This is a genomic window from Treponema vincentii (genome assembly GCF_010365865.1).
Taxonomy (GTDB): domain Bacteria; phylum Spirochaetota; class Spirochaetia; order Treponematales; family Treponemataceae; genus Treponema.
Window position 1 is genome coordinate 418,304 of sequence record NZ_CP048020.1, and the last position, 18,483, is coordinate 436,786.

Consider the following 18,483-nt stretch of genomic DNA (forward strand, 5'->3'; position numbering starts at 1 on the left):
TAGCCCGATTCTGTGGAGATTTTCAAAAAAGCCTAATATCTTTGCCATCACCTGTTTGCGAGCTTGTCATTTATTGGGTATTTCTTGTATATTCCGTATATATTTCATATATGGTATAATTCCACCGCGAGTGAGGTAAACTATGAGTCGTCATTTAAAAAGAACAGTCTCCATTTTTTTCTGCATCGTAGTAATACTCCCTTATCTCATCATTTTTACCGCTTGCCGCGATACACGGGAAGCAATCCTTTACCTCTATAATTGGACATACTACACCCCCGATTCCGTTATCCAAGCTTTTGAAAAAAAATACAATGTCAAAGTTGTCTACGATGATTTCGCTTCAAACGAAGATATGTTTGCCAAACTCATGGCCGGTTCAAAAGGTTACGATCTGGTAGTTCCATCGGCAGACTATGTTTCAATCATGATCAAACTTAACATGCTTGAACCTATCGATGTATCAAAAATCCCGAATATTCGCTATCTGCGTCCGGAGATCCTCACTCGAATCGACTACGATCCAAAAATGGAATTTTCAGTGCCGTATTATATGGGAGCCGCTGGTATTGCAGTAAACACCAAAGAAGTGCCCGATTATGAGCGCAGCTGGAATATCTTTGAGCGGAGTGATTTAAAAAACAGAATGACAATGATGGATGATATGCGGGAAGTGCTCGGTGCTGCACTAGGTTTTTTAGGTTACCAGCCGAACAGTACGGATCCCAGTGAACTGGAGCAGGCATATCGGTTGATCCAAAATGATTGGAAACCGAATCTCGTAAAGTTTGATGCGGACGGTTTTGCAAAGTCTTTCGCATCGGGAGACTTTTTGGCAGTGCAAGGATACGCGGAATCGATTTTTGCGGAGTTGCAAGAAGATCAAACACAGGATGTCGATTTTTTTATTCCGCAAGGCGTTCATTCAGCCCTGTATATCGACAGCTTCTGTATTCCCGAAGGGGCTCCTCATCCGGAACTTGCACATGCCTTTATCAACTTTGTGCTTGAACCTACCGTTTATGCCGAGTTCTTAGATACATTCGGCTTTCCAGCTTCTATCCATACGGAGGCAGGGTACTACCAAAAGAAACGACCTCACTACGCACTCGACGATCTTAAAGATTGCATTCTCAAACAAGACCTCGGTGCAAACTTAGAACTGTATAACAGCTTTTGGCAGCGGATCCGTTTTACGCCATAGGATAAGCCGCCGTTCTCCAAAAAATTTTATTGCCGTTTTTCCATTTTGTGCGTAAATTTATTATATGAATATAGACAAATACACAGTGAAAGCACGTGAGGCGTTGCAGGATGCAGCCTCACTTGCCGAACAGGACAATCACAGTCAGATTGAGCCGGTTCACCTCTTATACAAACTCTTGGATCAAGAGGAGGGGATTGTACCGCCGCTCATTGAGAAGATCGGTGCATCAACGGATCAAATCCTCGATGCGCTCGATTCTATTTTGGATAAAAAACCGCGGGTAACCGGAGACTCTGCGCAGGTATATATGTCGCCGGTTTTAACAAAGCTCTGCGCTCAGGCGGAAAAGATCGCCGCTTCGCTCAAGGACGAGTATGTTTCCACGGAGCATCTTCTTCTTGCGCTTACTAAAAGCGATGACGAGGTAGGTGAACTGCTCCGCTCGCACGGTATTACCTACGATGCGGCGTTGAGAGCCTTAAAGGATGTGCGGGGAAATCAGCGGGTTACCAGCGAAGACCCCGAAGCGACGTTTAACAGTCTGGAAAAATACTGCCGCGATTTAACCGAACTTGCCCGGGAAGAAAAAATCGACCCCGTTATCGGACGTGATGAAGAAATCCGGCGGGTGATGCAGGTACTTTCGCGCCGCACTAAAAACAACCCCGTATTGATCGGTGAGCCGGGTGTCGGTAAAACCGCTATTGTCGAGGGGCTTGCCCGCCGGATTGTGTCTGGAGACGTGCCGGACAGCCTGCGCGGGAAAAAGCTCTTGTCGCTTGACCTCGGTGCCTTGGTTGCCGGAGCGAAGTTCCGCGGCGAATTTGAGGAGCGCCTCAAAGCGGTTATCTCCGAGGTGCAAAAAGCCGAGGGCAGCATCATCCTCTTTATTGATGAGCTGCATACCCTTGTCGGCGCCGGTGCGAGCGAAGGGGCGATGGATGCTTCCAACTTGTTAAAGCCTGCCTTGGCGCGCGGTGAGCTGCGGGCGATCGGCGCTACCACCTTGGATGAGTACCGCAAGTATATCGAAAAGGACAGCGCCTTGGAGCGCCGCTTCCAGCAGGTATACTGCCCCGAACCGAATGTAGAGGACACCATTGCCATTCTGCGCGGCTTGCAGGAAAAGTACGAAATACACCACGGTGTGCGCATTAAGGATGAAGCGCTCATCGCAGCGGCGGTGCTTTCCAACCGCTATATCACCAACCGCTTTTTGCCGGATAAGGCAATCGACTTAGTGGACGAGGCCGCCAGTAGGCTCAAAATGGAAATTGAAAGCCAGCCGGTTGAGCTTGATCAGGTGGAACGCAAAATCCTCCAGATGAACATCGAGAAGGTGTCTCTTTCAAAAGAAACGGACGCTGCTTCAAAAGAGCGGTTGGAAAAGCTGGAGCAGGAGCTATCCGACTTAACCGAAAAACGGAATGTGATGCAGGCGCAGTGGCAAAACGAAAAGACCCGCATCAACGAGTCGCGGAAATATAAGGAAGAGCTTGAGCAGCTGCGCCGCGAAGAAACGCAGTTTACGCGCGACGGCAATTTGAATAAGGCTGCCGAGCTAAAATACGGACGCATACCGGAACTGGAAAAAAAGATTGCTGCCGTTACCGCAGAGCTTGCAAAAAAAGCAGGCAGCAGCGGACAGCTTCTCCGCGAGGAGGTTTCCGAAGAGGATATTGCTAAGATTGTTTCGATGTGGACAGGGATTCCTGTTGCAAAGATGCTGGCGAGCGAGCAGCAGAAGTACCTCGATCTGGAATCAGTATTGCAGAAGCGGGTTGTCGGACAAGATCAGGCAGTACAGGCGGTTGCCGATGCCATCAGACGGAACAGGGCAGGACTTTCCGACCCCAACCGACCGCTCGGCAGCTTCCTCTGTATCGGGCCTACCGGTGTGGGTAAAACCGAACTGGCGCGCACCCTTGCAGACTTCCTCTTTAACGATGACCGGGCGCTTACCCGTATCGACATGAGCGAATACATGGAAAAACATTCGGTGAGCCGCTTAATCGGAGCGCCGCCCGGCTATGTGGGCTATGACGAAGGCGGACAGCTGACTGAAGCAGTCCGCCGCCGTCCGTACAGCGTGGTGCTCTTTGATGAAATCGAAAAAGCGCATCCCGATGTGTTCAACGTTTTCTTGCAGATACTGGATGACGGGCGGCTGACGGATGGGCAAGGCAGGGTAATAGACTTCCGCAACACGATTATCATTATGACGAGTAACCTCGGCTCGGAGCTGATTCTATCGGCAGATACTCCGGAAGCAATGGCTGCGCAGATTAAAGACCTGCTCAAACAGTATTTCCGCCCTGAGTTTTTAAACCGTATCGACGAGCTTTTAACCTTTAGACGGCTCGGCAAGGAGCAAATCCGCAAGATCGTCGACATCCAGCTGCAGGCTGTTTCCGCACGGCTTGAAGCACGCCGCCTGCATTTGACTGTAACGGATGCTGCAAAGGACTTCCTCGCCGATATCGGCTACGATCCCTTGTACGGTGCGCGTCCTTTAAAGCGGGCTATCCAAACCGAACTTGAAAACAAGCTGGCAAAAGAGTTGCTTTCAGGTGCTTTCGTCGGCAAGACCGACATTACGGTGGATGCCGGAAAGGGCGGCTTGACGTTCAAGGTGTAAAATCGTTAATAGGTAAAACCTAACAGCTCCCTTAGATTTAGATACGATGTTTAAAATTAAGCCATTATTGTAAAGACTTAATTTTAAACTCGCGGGGATGTCCCGAAAGTAACCGATTTTCGAGACATCCCCATTGCCCTGTCTTTTCTTCTCCACATATTGCCTTTTTCCGATAGAGATTTAGAAAGGTTCTCTCCGCTTACTTCAACTTCCCTTACCGATTCACTCATTCTACTTTCTGCATATCACTTTAATGTTGCACGGTGTTTCATCAAGCATCCGTTTGCATTCAAACATATCTTCAACCTGATGTGCTTTTAATTCGGCAAAGAATGATGCCAATAGTCGGTAATCGGTGCTGTTGAGTACAAAAAGCGGTTTCTCGTCGGGATCGGTCTTTTCATCAAGGTAGACTTCCAACTCCGTTAATGAAGCGTTGAGCGTAATAGCAAGCTGAATATGCACGGCATCTATACCGGTAGACAGTACCAGTTGCTATTGGCTCTGTAAGTTTATCGTAAGATATACAAGATATGTAGCGATTGAACTATAATAAAAATCCTTAAAAGTAGAATCAATACAATATAAATTCTCAAAAAACCATTTTATTTCTCGTAGATATTGCACTCCTAATGTAGCAGCATAGTCCAATGAGCCTAAAAACTTACTTTTTATTGTTCCATTAATATTTTTATCGTTTGTGTAAATGATATCCCAGATATCTCCTATTGCTTTAAGAGGATTTTCTAACAAATTACATTTTTCAGCATACATATATAGGTGCCGTGTTAAAAAATCCAATTGATATTCTAATATCAATAGTTCAGTCTGACTATTTTTCTTTTCTTCTTTTAAGCTCAAAATAAAATCTTTTGCATCTATAAATGCCTCAAGCAAGTTTGCAGGATATGTGTCATCAAGAATATTTGAAAGAGAATACATATCAACATAGTGGCGAGCGGTATTTCTTTCTGCAGCATAAAGTGTATGGCAAAAAAAGTTGTTTTTATTTGTTTCTCTATAATTTTCATAATACTGTATAGTATATGTTTTCTTCCTTCTTTCCTTTTTTTCATAACGATATTTTTTATCCGTATCGCTAAAAAACCTGCAGGTAAATTTTCTTAAAAACATGCATGATCTATCTCTCACTGATACACAAGGTACTGGTATTTGTATATAATTATCAACTTCAAATCCGCAGTCAATTTCCTTAAGTGTTTTTTGATTGTTTTTTAGTGTCATAATTTCTGCTTCAGCAGCATCATCAGAAGTGAACATCATGTTTTTTTTAGGTTGGCAATAAAGATTTTTGCGTTCTTTAAGTTCACCTGCAAAATCCATTACGTTTAGTAATTTATCAATTTGTTTTTCTTCAATTTGTGAAAAATTAGATAATAATACTTTTAAAAGCTCGGTTTTTAATTCAATATTTTCAAAATTAAAAATGTTAATGGGTTGATTGGTAACAGTATTATTTATCTTATAATCTTTTAATAGAAGATTAAACAATTCCACCCATTTTTGGGGATCTGTCCATGTCGTATTCATCCTCCTATTCTTTTTTCTTTCATCAGAATTCTCTCCATATTCTCTATTCCACGACTCATCTATAAACGGCTCGTAAAATTTCTCCATTAATTCTCCGTGTTGGAAAAAATAGTGTGTTAATGCTTCTTCTGTTACGTAAGGAGATACTGGTAATTGCTTGCCTAAGTCCCAAAGAAAAAAATAAAACATCATACAAAAAATTGAATATCTTTCGCCTTCAATTTCCTTTTGTATTTTTTCTGAATTTACCCTATCTTCCTCAGATTGGTTTTTAAAATGTTCGTAACGTGCATCTGTAATTTTTTGATTTCCATAATTATTTGCCATTTCAGTAAATGAGAAATGAGCTGCTTTTTGCTTTTTTAAGTTTTGAAAAAATAAAAATTCATCCTGTAATGCATTATGTCTTACTGTAATAACGATATTTTTAAAACTATCTCTACTTAGATATTTTATTGCCCTATATAGACAATAAACAATTGCAGGTTTTGCTTCAAAATAACCTAATTCTGTTTTTGGCGTTTCGCCTAAAAACACCCAAAATAAGTCATTAAAAATATCAGTTACAAATAATTCTATTTCCTTTTTCTTCTTATTTTTTGCATAATCAGTAAATATTAGTTGCATTAGATTATGTATTGCACGCCTTGAAGAACGAGGTTTATCAGTAAAATACATTCTTGGATAAGATTGCTTATTTATTTCCGGCTTAATAATAAAATCAAGAAGACACCAATCGTAAACTTCTTGAATTGTTAGTTCTGAAAAAAGTGGAAGTGTCTCTATGATAATACCAACAAATTTATCACTTTGGGGAAGATAAAATTCTGCATAAAGTTTATTTTTATCATTGAATTCGTATTTTGGACCTTGTGTATAATCAGGATCGAAAGGAATCGGAGCTTCTCCTGTAGTTATAAAACATGTTGAAGGAAAATCCCATGTTTCATCTTTGTTAGTATTCAAGCTATCTAAATAGACTTTTTTAAGAATAGCAGTGTTTATTTGTTTCCAGTAAGCATTTCCATTCAAAATACAATCTTTTGATGCAAACAGGCAATAAGAAATAAAAGAGAAAACCTTTTCATCAAGAATATTAAAAGCTGTTTGTTTAATAAACTTGAGTAAGGCTACATCTTCTTTTATTTTGGTAATATCTATATTATTTTTCTTAGCCTCTTTCACAATAAAAGAGGCTAACTCTTCTTGCTCTGCTATCTTTTCTTGACCCATATTATGAATACTAAAAGCTTCATACATGCTCCAATTAAGCATATATTCTAATATTGTTACCTCTCTTTCACTTTTTTTTATCTTTTCAAAATATATATTAGCAGGTATTTTCATATATTCTGTATAATCACTTCCATTAGGCCGACCATAATTATATATGTTTCTCATAACAGTTGCTGACATTTCTTTTAATAAATCATTCATTTTACTTCTCCTCATATTTAATATTTTTACGCAATATATCGTGCTTGATATTTTGCAGTATCTACTTCAATGTATGACAAAGCTTGTTCCACCGTCATACCCTCATCCGCAAGCGAAGGACTCTTTTTACCGGTTTTGTTGTCGATAAACCGGCACTCGCTGTCCAGAATGTAGTAGGCATTCGTCATTGCTTCATTATCCTCTGCAACGATATTCTCACCGAAAGAGCCGGCGGTTTTGTGCCGCAGTACAAAGGAATTAAAATCGGCTTTAGTAATCAGCAGATCTTCATAATCATTTTTAAGCTGTGTATTCGGCTTCAACACTTGGAAGAGCTTTATTCTGTCAGGCTGTACGGCTTCGTAAAAGTGGGTAAAATCCTCATGCACATTCAACTTACTGACCACCGTATTTATCTTTAACCGAATACCGTGTGATTTGATTGCAGCGCACAGCTGTTCGTATTCGCTTCTTGTAATAACATGCCCCTTACAGCATCTGCCGATTGCTGCATTCGTTCTTTTGTCTAAAGAATCGACACTGATACCGATGCACGATAATAGCGGATAGATAGCTTCAAATTGCTGCGCATTATGGATGAGATTAAAACCGTTTGTTACGATTGAGCAGTCGAACCCTGCGTGATAAGCATCACGGACAAGCGGGATGAGTAATGGAGATACGGTCGGCTCTCCGCCGACAAAGTTAATCCTTTGAAAGGAGCCTGTAAGCTTTTTAAGCACAACCATATAATCTTTCCGCGTTAACGAAAGACTATTGTGCATAAAACAATACCGGCACTTAAAATTGCACGCTGCAGTAAAGTGCCAATTAACAGTGAGACAATGAGTCGTTTGCATTTTTGACCTCCAAAAACATTGCATAACACTACTAACATTGTCTTTGAAATCAAAAATGTATTTTTACTATAGTGATACCGGATGTTTTTGTCAAGAATACAATTTTAAGGCTTACATTTCTTTATGATATAGTTTAAAAATGTATGTATGTACATTGATGCCCATCTCCATCCTGCAGATTATTTTGATATGTGCGCCTCTGTAGGCGGTGCCGGAAATGTAGACGAACCGTTTGCGTATCCGGCATCGCTTTGCTGTTCGGCGCATGATCATACCGAATATGAACGGCACCGTCGCCTCTTTGAACGCAATGTATGCGGCGATGCCAATTCTCCTACTACGGGAACAGTCCTATACCAAAGCGAAACTCATTTACAGCCGTCTGCACAACAGCATGTACTCTTTTCCTTCGGCATCCATCCCCAAAATCCCGTAACCGATGAAGCGGAGTTTTTATACCGCCTTTTGGAAACACGGCAAATCCACGCAATTGGAGAATGCGGATTCGATCTTTTTAATGATGAGTATAAACAACTCTTGCCGATGCAGCAAACAGTATGGGATATGCAGTTACGGTGGGCGCAGGAGTTTCAGTTGCCGGTGGTGATTCATTGCCGGAAAGCGCTGCCGCTCATATTTGATTCGGTACCTCGGCTAAAAAAAAACTGCCGGCGGTTATCTTTCACGGCTGGGGCGGCAGTCCTCAAGAGGCGTCGGCATTTCTTAAAAAAGGTGTCAACGCCTATTTTTCGCTCGGTAAGGCAGTGCTCCGCGGGCAGAAATCCGTATGTGCAATGGCTGCCTCATTCGATAGTACCCGCCTCTTAACGGAAACCGACGCCCCGTATATGAGGCTCAAGGCAGAACCCTACTCCCATCCCTACGATATTATTGCCGTTACAAAGCAGTGTGCAAACCTGCGGTACAACAGAACCGATTCGGTAAAACAAACCGGCTCCGATGCGGTAAAACGGGCATGCGTTATCAAACAGTATGAATCGTGCGCGACGGCGCTCGAAGAACTCAGCATCGATGAAGCTGCTGTAAAAGAATTCAGCGATATAATTGTACGGAATTTTAATTGTGCATTGGGATTATCTGATTGAACGAATAGAGGGAAGAAAAAGGCGCCGATCAGAATCGAACTGATGAATGAAGGTTTTGCAGACCTCTCCCTTACCACTTGGGCACGGCGCCGATGATGGTGCTACTATAGCAGAAACCGATATCTTATGCAAGAGGTTCGTCAGGGCAAACACATCAGTCTGTGTTTAAATAACCCCGCAGAAAAAATAAGGTTGCTCAACTAGAGTTGAATTACTTCGCGGTTCGAATGGTTTCACAGCTTCATTTTTTCTGCGATTTTTTATCTTCTCTGCCTGATGCATTTGCCCTGTTGCCGAAAAAATGTGCGAAATTTCCTTAGGGACATATTGTTTCGTATCGTGAAATTCGATTTTTGATATACAGAACCAGCTCTTTTTATTTTCATTGACAGGTGAAAATTCTGCTCCTATCATAAAATTATAAGGTTTTATAAAAACTTTTTAATCTTTAATAGGAGGCGTTTATGTTAAAAGTACAAACTGCGAGCAGCAATACTCCAGATGCAGCTCTGGCAGGCAAGGAATGCGCACAAAAAATAAAGCATGCGCTACACGATCCGAAGCTTGTGTTTGTATACAGCGGTGTGTCGTATAACCAGCAGGCTTTGTTAAAAGCGATTGGTGAAGAACTTCCGGGTGTACCGTTAATCGGAAATACATCATTTTCCGGTGTCGTTACGCAGGACGGTTTTGTAACCGGCGAAAAAGGCTATGTCGGAATGATGGCGCTGTCCGGTACCGATTTGACGGTCGGAACGGCAGGGATGGCAAAAAGCGGAACTGCCCGCGAAACGGGGCGAAACCTTGCAAAACAGGCTCTCGCTGCCGCCGGTAAACAGGAAGCGCCTGCATATATGTACATGGTCGCTCCTCCGGGCGAAGAAGAATACTATCTAAAAGGTGTTTCCGATGTCGTAGGCAGAGTACCTCTTTTTGGCGGCAGTGCGGCCGATAACACGCTTGCAGGTGAATGGAAACTTTTTACAGACAAAACGATAACCGGTGAAGGTGCGGCTGTTGCCTTTTTCTATACAAAAGCCGGTTTCGCAAACAAATATACCGGCGGCTACAAAGAGACCGGTAAATACGGTGTCATCACCAAAGTAGCAAAAGAACGGACACTTGTGGAAATCAACGGAAAGCCGGCCATTGAGCAGTACCGCGAGTGGACGGGAGCAAGCGCAAAAGACACGGAGGGAGGTAATCTGCTGGTGCGTTCAATCACAAACCCCCTTGGTGTAAAAGATCCCTTAGGTGATTTGATTGCGGTACGCCATCCGATGAACGGCAATGATGACGGTTCAATCGCGGTAGGAAACAATTTGGCAATCGGAACAGCGATCGCGCTCCTCGAAAGCGATACCGATGGTTTAATAAAAGCCGTAAGTACAGCTCTTGCCGACTTAAAGGCAAAGATGAAAGTACCGGTAGCCGGTTTCCACTTGGTTCACTGCGGCGGCAGACGGATCGGTATCGGCGACCGAATAAACGAATTGACAGCGGCAATTAAAAAAGAAGTGGGGGCAATTCCGTTTATCGTTGAATTTACATTCGGCGAATACGGCTACGAAGACGACGGACGCAATACGTGTGGCGGTCTTATGCTGTCCTTTACGGCGTTCGGCGAAAAGTAAGCTAACAAGAGGTATACTATTATGAAGATGATTATCAACGGAAAAAAGACGGACAGCACGAGCGGCCAAACTTTTGACGTAATCGCGCCTGCAACCGGTAAAGTAATTGACAGCGTGCCGCGTGCCAACGAAAAAGATTTGGATTTGGCAATTACGGCCGCAGTGCGTGGGCAAAAAGAATGGGCAAAAGTGCCTGTGTTTAAACGCGCCGAAGTGCTGTATAAATTCCTGAGTTTGGTACAAAATGCGCATGAAGATTTGGCTCGACTTTTATCGAGCGAGAACGGAAAGCCCATAACCGAAGCGCGCGCCGAAATCGGAAATGTTACGATCGGCTTTAGCGGATTTATTGAACGGGCAAAGCATTTTTACGGTACGATTATTCCGCAGGGAACGGAAGCTGGGCAGCAGACAACAATGCAGATGGTGCTCAGAGAACCGATTGGTGTTGTCGTATGTATCATCCCCTTCAATTTCCCGTGTGATCTATTCGATCAAAAAGTCGCTCCCGCATTGATGATGGGCAACTCTGCGCTTGTACTACCTTCATCAGATAACCCGTTGACACTGATGCGCCTGACCGAGCTGCTTGTTCAAGCAGGTGTACCTGACGGCGCCATCCAATGCGTTACGGCTCCCGGATCCGTCAAAAGCTATGCCATTTCCGACAAGCGGGTCGGCTTGGTTACGCTGACGGGAAGCACGGAAGTCGGTATCGATTCTGCAATAAAGGCTGCAGCAAATCTTACGCATACGGCCTTGGAGCTTGGTGGGAACGATGCATTTATTGTGCTGGATGATGGCGATGTCGATTTAGCAGTCGAAGAACTCGTATGGGGACGCATGTACAATACCGGGCAGGTATGCTGTGCAAGCAAGCGTTTTATCATTCACAACTCGCTGAAAGAAGAGTTTGCGAAAAAGGCCGTTGCCAGAATAAAGCAGCTGAAATTCGGTGACCCTGCCGAAGAAGATACGAAAATTGCCTGTCTTATCAGCGAAAAAGCAGCAATACAGGTTGAAAAACAAGTGCAAAAAACAGTCGAACAGGGCGGAAAAATTATACTGGGCGGAAAGCGCAATGGTGCTTTTTACGAACCAACCGTCATTGTAGATGTCCCCAAAACTGCTGAGGTTGCAAAAGATATGGAAATATTCGGGACTGTTGTACCGATTATCGGATTCGACACCGACGACGAAGCAATTAAAATTGCCAACAATTCCATATTCGGCTTGTCGAGCTGCGTATTTTCGCGCAGCCAAAAACGCGCATTTAAAGTTGCGAATGCGATGGAAGCAGGCGAAGCGGTTATCAACGGCGCAAGTTTTTATCGCTCGTTTGAAATGCCCTTTGGCGGTTGGAAACACAGCGGTATCGGCACGGAAGGCGTTATGTCTACGTTCAATGAAATGACGAAGGTAAAAACAGTTGTATTAAAAAATATTATTGAAGCATAAAAAGCTTTAAAAGGCGCTTTCGAGAAAAAATACTCGGGAGCGCTTTTTTTATGCCCGCAAGCAAAATGAAGCGTTTCTACAGCACATAGCCCATATTTTGAGAAATCTCTGCAGCAGTCTGCTTTAAATATTCCGCTATTTCCGGAATGCGTGCATCGGTGAGTATGCTCGTGTTACCGCTCGCGCTTATTGCCGCAATTATATCACCCCGATAATCATAGACCGGTGCTCCAATACAGCGGTGTCCGGTTTCGAATTCTTCGTTATCGATTGCCCACCCTTGTTGCCTAACCGTATCGATTTCTTTTTGTAACGCTTCAATCGTCGTGATCGTATTGTGGGTAAAGCGGGTAAATTCGGTTTGCCCCATAATAGAGCGGAGCTGTGTATTTGAAAAATTCGCTAAAAGGCACTTGCCGAGCGAAGAACAGTATGCAGGCATCCGTAGCCCTATTTGTGAATACAATTTGATATTTGAAAATATATCCATTTTTTCGATATAAACTACTTTATCACCTTCCAAAACTCCCAAATGAGATGTAAGCCCAAACTTTGCCGTAATCTGCGCAATATACGGGCGCACTTCAGTTTGTAATTGTAAACTGTCGATATAATAGCTTGCCGCTTCGATAAGTTTTAATCCGATTTTATAGGTACCGTCTTCGTTCTTTTTTAAATACCCTCGTTTAAGTAGTGTCGAAATAATGCGATATGCCGTACTTTTATGCAGGCCGGTTTTTTCGGCAATTTCCGTCAAGACGGCAGAATTTTTACTTGTCGCTACCGCTTCGATGATATCAAATGCCCGTTCAATAGACTGAACACCGCGCTCATCTGCCATGGCATACCTCCGTTAAATTTTTCAACAACTGTAACACTCTCCTATAACTTTTGAAGCTGATGCACCGTACTCTTAAAATCCTTCGCGTATTCAGCAGTAAAGGAGAAAGGCTCGCTCGTCCGCGGATGCCTTCCTTCAAGCTGATAGGCATGAAGTGCAAGCCGCCGGATAAGTGGCTGTTCCGTATACACATCACCGCGCCATCGCTGTTTGAGTTCGGAAAGGAGTACCGGCTTACCGCTGCCGTATAGCGAATCGCAGACAATCGGGTAACCGGCGGCTGCAAGGTGCGCCCTAATCTGATGAGTTCTGCCGGTAACGGGGCGAGCCTCAAGCAGAGAGAATTGCCGGAACGTTTCCAGTACCGTAAAATGCGTTATCGCTTCCTTGCCGCGCCGTTTATCGACAACGGTACGGTGCAGCGCATCTCCGTCGACGCGCAGCGGCAGGTCAACAGTAAATTGTTCTTCCGGTACCCGCCCGTGAATCAGCAGCCGGTATGTTTTTTTTATCTCCCTCTCTTGAAATGCGGTATTCAAGGTACGGTGCGCCTCCGCATTGAGGGCATAGAGCAAAATACCGGAGGTGTCTTTATCAATCCGGTGTACCGCATAGAGTTTTTGACACAACGGCGCAATCTGCGGCAGCTCTTTTTGAATGAGCAGGTCGAGCCGCGGAGCTTCAATATCCCAACGGTCGGCAGCAACTAAAAGACCGGCGGCTTTATTCACCGCAATCATATCCTCATCGGCATAAATCAGCGTAAAGGGAGTTTTTTTCATCAAGCATTCCTCAATTTTAAAAATCGGATTAATTCCGCGTAGCTTTCGCAATCGGGTAAAATGGAAGGCGTGCCGTATTCGGGAGAGATTAATACGTGGGCATCAAGCGCCTGCAAAAAAAACGCAGGGTATTCGGCTTCGGGGATATGAGGGAAGAGGTACCAACCTTTTTGTGTCCACACGCTGGGAATGAGGCGTTCCGCTTCGGCTTTCCGGTTGAGCGCCGCCTGACGTTTCTTTACTATTGTATGGCTTACCCTTGCGCAGCGTCCTGCTGCCTCAGAATGATGTCCGTCTTCGATTTTAATTTCTTTGAGTTGAAGTTCTTCCATCTTATGTTTCAAATCGAAAAAAGCTCGCGCAAGGCTGTACGCAAGCGGCGGGAACAGCACATCGGAAGGCGGCAAGCGTTCTTCAAACCGGCTGCCGGCAGCGATAATGCCGCACGGTACCGGATAGGCGGGCGTTACCAACATGATACTATCGGCTATCGGCTCTTGAGAAGCGGAAGCGGGATCGATATCTAAAAACGGCCGCCATACCGGCAGCGGCTGTCTCGTACCGTTTTGACCGGCCGGCATCGCAGAAGCGGCTATCCGTTCCGCCTTACCCTGCGTTTCATACCAGCGGATAACGGGATAATCCGGTAGCAGGGCTTCCAACGCACGCCGTAGTTGAACATCGGCCTTGGTCGGCAAAAAGCCGGTGAGTCCCTTATCCAGAAATTGCTTACAAACCAGATTTGCCTGTCCCGTTCTTCTGCCTAAAATTGCTTTTCCGCCGTCAAGCCACAGGTCAAGCAGCCGGACATTCTTTTCCGTGTATAAATAGTAACCGCGGGCGCGCCGAACATTTCCGTACCGCTTGCGGATTTCAGTATAGATATCGATCATTGGAAAGCTATCATCGCATAACGGCAAAAAAACTACAAGGTATATGCCTACAAAATAGGGATATGTCAGGGGTACCATTCATTATCTCAGGATAAACGCATTAGGCCGCTTTTTTTAATACTCCCGCAGAAAAATTGAAACCATTCGACCAGAGTTGAACCTCTTCGCGGTTCAAATGGTCTCACAGTCTCAATTTTTCCGCGGTTTTTATCTACTCTACCTGATGCGTTTACCCTGTCATTATCTAATCGTTTCCAAATAAGCAAGCGTTTCTTCGGCTGTTTTTTTCCAACTGTATTGCTCTACCCATTTTATTCCGGCATCGATTAATTTCTGACGCCGTTCTTTATTTGCGCCGGTAGTATCGTTGATAAGATCGCCGATGAGTGTAGCTATCTCTTCCGGTTTATCGGGTTCAAAATAGCACGTACAGTCGCCTGCGATTTCGGGCAATGCACCTGCACGGACACAGGCTGTCGGAATACCGCAAGCCATTGCTTCAATTACCGGCAAACCAACCCCTTCGACGGGAGAAGGAAATACACATAGGTCGGCAGCAGAATAAAGCAGCGGGAGATTTTCATGTGGGAAATATCCGGTGAGCAGAATATCCGATGCAAAGGGTGACCGAAGGACAGCCTGATGCACCTGTTCTGCCTGTTCGCCATCCGCACCGGCAATTACCAGCCGATGTGGAGCCTTCGTTTTTTGCTTAAAGATAGAAAAAGCATTAATCAGCTCAATATGTCGTTTTTCCGGATGAATAATCCGCGATGCGTAAATGATATACGGGCGCCGAATCGCAAAGGGCTTAATCATCAGTGCCTCTTGTGCCTGCAGGTTATGCGGATGAAACAGATCGGTATCAATTCCATTGTGAATAACCTGTATTTTATCTTCTGAAACACCGTTTTTAAGCAGATTATTCTTGATATAGTTACTCGGGCTGATGATTCCTTTGGCAGACTTAAGCGTTAATTTGGAAACAAATGACGATATGTTTTTTAAGTATCCTTGAGCATTATCCGTAAGGATATTTTGCATAACGAGGACTGCGGGAACTTCAAAACGCATGGGCAATAGTTTTGTTCCCGATGGAAATAAAACAATGTCATATTGCTGCTTACGGGCAAAGGTATTAAAAGAAAGGCGATGCCATGTTTGTTCCGCGAAGGCGGAATCCCCTACGGAAACACAGGTGTACCTGACACCTTCAACGCCCGATGTATAGGTATATTTATCCAACTCGTGTCCGAAAAGCTGAATGCTGTGTTCGGTTTTTGGCAAGTTATGTACTAATGAAAGAATGTAAGCTCCGATTCCCGACCTGCCGTGATCGCATCCGAACGTATCAATCCCTATTTTCAAAATAAGCCTCTTTGCTTGTACGATTTAAGTATTTTGATGATTGTAGCATTTACCGTAACAATATGCTATCCTTGCAACATGACTGAGTTTTCAGATTTGCCATTGTACCAACCTTTTGTTAAAACGCTTGTTGCCGGTGGGATTACAGAACCAACCCCTGTTCAAGAAAAAGTGATGCCGCTTGCCTTGGAAGGAAAAAGCGTTTTTTTTGAATCCGAAACCGGTACGGGTAAAACTTTTGCTTTTTTATTACCGCTCTTAACAAGACTGATGCAGGATGAGCAAAAGTCAACTGCTCCGCGTATTCTTATTTTAAGCCCTACGGTAGAGCTTGCCTCTCAAATTAAAGAAGCGGCGGCTCAACTGCAAGGAACTGATACGAAATGTTTTAAGACACTGCTCTGTGTCGGCGGCAGTTCGTTAAAACGGCAAATAGACGGCTTAAAAGAAAAGCCTGCCGTAATTATCGGAACACCGGCGCGCATTTCCGATTTAATCGGGCTAAAGAAACTCAAGCTGCAAGAAATAAAGGCTGTAGTAATTGATGAAGCCGATCGCCAGCTTGCACGGGAAAGTAGAGACGCGCTGCAAGTCGTTCTTAGTGCGCTGCCGCAGGATGTGCAGGCGCTTGCTTGTTCGGCAACATTTAATGGAAAAAATATTGAGCTGCTTAACAGCTTTTTGCGGCGTTCAAAAACTGCTACAGCGCCGGAATATGTTTCGATTGCTCATACGGGAGTGCTTCAAAAGTCCATCGAACATTGGGCGCTTTTTAGCGATCGCCGGAGCAAAGCCGATACCTTGCGCGCACTGATCCATGCCTTGGGCAGTACAACATTGGACGACAGAAAAAAAATCCTTATTTTTACTGCGCCTGCACAGGAAGTTGAAACCCTCGCGCAAAAGCTGCAATATAAAAAGATCGCTGCCGTGCCGTTATATGGTAAACTCGAAGGTTCCGAACGAAAACAAATTATCGCACGGTTTAGGTCGGGTAAAACGAGGATATTAATTACCAGCGATCTGTCCGCCCGCGGACTCGATATTGCCGATATTGACTACATCGTGCAGATGCAGCTTTCCAAAGATACCGATGTTTTTGTGCACCGTGCGGGGCGTACTGGAAGGGCAGGGAAGAAAGGCATCAATATCGTTATTGGGGATGAATACGAACTGCGCATTTTGCGAGGTATCGAAAAAAAGTTAGGCATAACGGTATATCCCAAAATCCTCACTAACGGAAAGATCGAGTCTGCTGCAGAAAATGCATAGATATGGAATTGGCTATTCCAGTATATTGCCTTCCGTAAGCCTTTTGAAAATAGCCTGTTGCACAGTTGTACGTCCGTGCACAACTGTACAACGACGAGATTTGTGCATAGCCAAAATCTCGCTACTGGTTATCACACCGGACATCCATGGACGTATTGATACGTTGAGGATTTTCAGTAGCGGCACGGATGCCGCTCGTATTAACCAGCAGCGATGTTTCGCTTGTGCGAAACTCGCCATTAAAAGTGTACACGGATGTACACTTTTAATGATAGATGTACCGTTTATTTGTAAAAGGAAGGTTGACAGCGCGGAATTAACAAATATACTAAACTATTATAAACTGCATGGGAATATCTAATGCAACCGGCGTTAGAGACATTTGCAAGTTTTTTCTTTATTTATTATTGGAGAGCAATTATGGCTATTGTTATTCGAGGATTGGGTAAAGCCCTCCCCTTAAAAGAGATGAAAAATACGGATTTTCCACCGGAGCTCGGCACATCGGATGAATGGATCCGAAGCCACACCGGTATCGGTTCACGCCGGATCGCAGGCTCGGAGGACACAAGTGCATCGCTGGCGTACCAGGCTTGCCGGGATGCGCTTAAAAACAGTAAGATTTCCGAGCCTGTAGCGGCGGACAAAATCGACCTTATTATTTGCGGTACTGCAACACCCGATTTCCCGGGTTCCCCGTCAAATGCCTGCCTTATTCAAAATAAATTGCGAGCAGTGCATTCGGTTTGCTTTGACCTAACGGCGGGGTGTTCCGGCTTTATCTACGCGCTGGACACGGCAGCAAGTATGATGGAAAGGCACCATTGGCGGTTTGCACTTGTGTGCGGGGCGGAGGTTCTCAGCCGGATTATGGACTGGACAGACCGTTCTACGTGTGTCTTATTCGGTGACGGTGCAGGCGCAGCATTGCTTGAAAACACGTTTGAACCTTCCGGTCTGGGTATCGGCGCTACCATACTCGGTGCCGACGGTACCGGAGCTGATAAGCTCTATATTGCACCCGACCGCCGTGTACACATGAACGGCAGGGCTGTATACGATTTTGCTGTCAGCCATATTACCGAAACGGTAAAAACGCTCCTTGCAAAGGAGCACTTGAAAGCTGACGACCTTGATTTAATCGTATGCCATCAAGCAAACGAGCGGATATTGGAGGCTGCTGCAAAGCGGCTTAAAATCGACTTTGGAAAATTCGTCTGCAATCTTGAAAATTACGGGAACACTTCGGCAGCTTCCATCCCTATCACCCTTAACGAGCTTACGGAACAGGGAAAATTGCATGAAGGTACGACCATACTGATTACCGGCTTCGGCGCAGGCTTGACATGGGGCGGTGCCATCATCCGATTCTAATGTAAGAGTATCTCTAAAAAACTGAGGTTTTTAGAAGATATCCCCTTATAGATCTAATATTT

14 protein-coding genes, 1 tRNA gene and 1 pseudogene are annotated in these 18,483 nt (G+C 44.5%); 8 read left to right on the plus strand and 8 right to left on the minus strand.

Features of this window, described 5'->3' with window-relative positions:
* The first annotated feature begins 142 nt into the window (after positions 1-142).
* Complete coding sequence (locus GWP43_RS01920) at positions 143-1,204, plus strand: extracellular solute-binding protein (RefSeq protein WP_162662271.1); 1,062 nt, start codon at positions 143-145, stop codon at positions 1,202-1,204.
* A 64-nt stretch (positions 1,205-1,268) separates the two neighbouring features.
* On the plus strand, positions 1,269-3,845 hold the full coding sequence (gene clpB, locus GWP43_RS01925) for an ATP-dependent chaperone ClpB (RefSeq protein WP_162662273.1): 2,577 nt from the start codon (positions 1,269-1,271) through the stop codon (positions 3,843-3,845).
* 231 nt (positions 3,846-4,076) lie between these two features.
* On the opposite strand, the gene GWP43_RS01930 is transcribed toward clpB, so the two are convergent.
* The 3 genes from GWP43_RS01930 to GWP43_RS01940 are packed head-to-tail and all read right to left on the minus strand — an operon-like array spanning position 4,077 to position 7,693.
* Positions 4,077-4,310 carry a hypothetical protein gene (locus GWP43_RS01930; RefSeq protein WP_162662275.1) on the minus strand — a complete coding sequence of 78 codons (234 nt, stop codon included), beginning with the start codon at positions 4,308-4,310 and terminating at the stop codon, positions 4,077-4,079.
* 30 nt (positions 4,311-4,340) lie between these two features.
* Positions 4,341-6,833: a hypothetical protein gene (locus GWP43_RS01935; protein ID WP_162662277.1), complete on the minus strand. Its 2,493-nt coding sequence runs from the start codon at positions 6,831-6,833 to the stop codon at positions 4,341-4,343.
* Between the two features lie 26 nt (positions 6,834-6,859).
* Positions 6,860-7,693, minus strand: coding sequence for a viperin family antiviral radical SAM protein (locus GWP43_RS01940; RefSeq protein WP_162662278.1), 834 nt, complete (start codon positions 7,691-7,693; stop codon positions 6,860-6,862).
* 189 nt (positions 7,694-7,882) lie between these two features.
* Here GWP43_RS01940 and GWP43_RS15170 point away from each other — a divergent pair.
* Both GWP43_RS15170 and GWP43_RS15175 read left to right on the plus strand, forming a co-directional pair.
* A pseudogene (locus GWP43_RS15170) lies at positions 7,883-8,266 on the plus strand (TatD family hydrolase); the annotation flags it as partial.
* Positions 8,267-8,370: 104 nt separating this feature from the next.
* Positions 8,371-8,799, plus strand: coding sequence for a TatD family hydrolase (locus tag GWP43_RS15175; RefSeq protein WP_269138880.1), 429 nt, complete (start codon positions 8,371-8,373; stop codon positions 8,797-8,799).
* Positions 8,800-8,818: 19 nt separating this feature from the next.
* On the opposite strand, the gene GWP43_RS01950 is transcribed toward GWP43_RS15175, so the two are convergent.
* A tRNA-Cys gene (locus tag GWP43_RS01950) sits at positions 8,819-8,890 on the minus strand.
* A gap of 373 nt (positions 8,891-9,263) precedes the next feature.
* Here GWP43_RS01950 and GWP43_RS01955 point away from each other — a divergent pair.
* Positions 9,264-10,433 (plus strand): FIST signal transduction protein, encoded by a 1,170-nt coding sequence (locus GWP43_RS01955; protein ID WP_162662280.1) that lies wholly within the window; start codon positions 9,264-9,266, stop codon positions 10,431-10,433.
* 21 nt (positions 10,434-10,454) lie between these two features.
* Positions 10,455-11,891 (plus strand): aldehyde dehydrogenase family protein, encoded by a 1,437-nt coding sequence (locus GWP43_RS01960; protein ID WP_162662282.1) that lies wholly within the window; start codon positions 10,455-10,457, stop codon positions 11,889-11,891.
* Between the two features lie 76 nt (positions 11,892-11,967).
* Here the strand turns inward: GWP43_RS01960 and GWP43_RS01965 are convergent, their stop codons facing one another.
* The 4 genes from GWP43_RS01965 to GWP43_RS01980 all read right to left on the minus strand — a co-directional run bounded on the left by GWP43_RS01965 (position 11,968) and on the right by GWP43_RS01980 (position 15,775).
* A complete protein-coding gene (locus tag GWP43_RS01965) occupies positions 11,968-12,732 on the minus strand; it encodes an IclR family transcriptional regulator (protein ID WP_162662284.1) in 765 nt (254 codons plus the stop codon).
* Positions 12,733-12,773: 41 nt separating this feature from the next.
* The gene (locus tag GWP43_RS01970) at positions 12,774-13,514 is read right to left on the minus strand and encodes an RluA family pseudouridine synthase (RefSeq protein WP_162662286.1); all 741 of its coding nucleotides are present in this window, start codon (positions 13,512-13,514) and stop codon (positions 12,774-12,776) included.
* Entirely contained in the window at positions 13,514-14,407 is an 894-nt protein-coding gene (locus tag GWP43_RS01975; RefSeq protein ID WP_162662288.1) for a hypothetical protein, read from the minus strand. The genes GWP43_RS01970 and GWP43_RS01975 overlap by 1 nt, the downstream gene beginning before the upstream one ends.
* A 240-nt stretch (positions 14,408-14,647) precedes the next feature.
* The gene (locus GWP43_RS01980) at positions 14,648-15,775 is read right to left on the minus strand and encodes a glycosyltransferase family 4 protein (protein WP_162662290.1); all 1,128 of its coding nucleotides are present in this window, start codon (positions 15,773-15,775) and stop codon (positions 14,648-14,650) included.
* A gap of 96 nt (positions 15,776-15,871) precedes the next feature.
* On the opposite strand from GWP43_RS01980, the gene GWP43_RS01985 reads away from it, so the two are divergent.
* Both GWP43_RS01985 and GWP43_RS01990 read left to right on the plus strand, forming a co-directional pair.
* Entirely contained in the window at positions 15,872-17,047 is a 1,176-nt protein-coding gene (locus GWP43_RS01985) for a DEAD/DEAH box helicase (protein WP_230977916.1), read from the plus strand.
* 420 nt (positions 17,048-17,467) lie between these two features.
* A complete protein-coding gene (locus tag GWP43_RS01990) occupies positions 17,468-18,421 on the plus strand; it encodes a beta-ketoacyl-ACP synthase III (protein ID WP_162662294.1) in 954 nt (317 codons plus the stop codon).
* Positions 18,422-18,483: the final 62 nt, after the last annotated feature.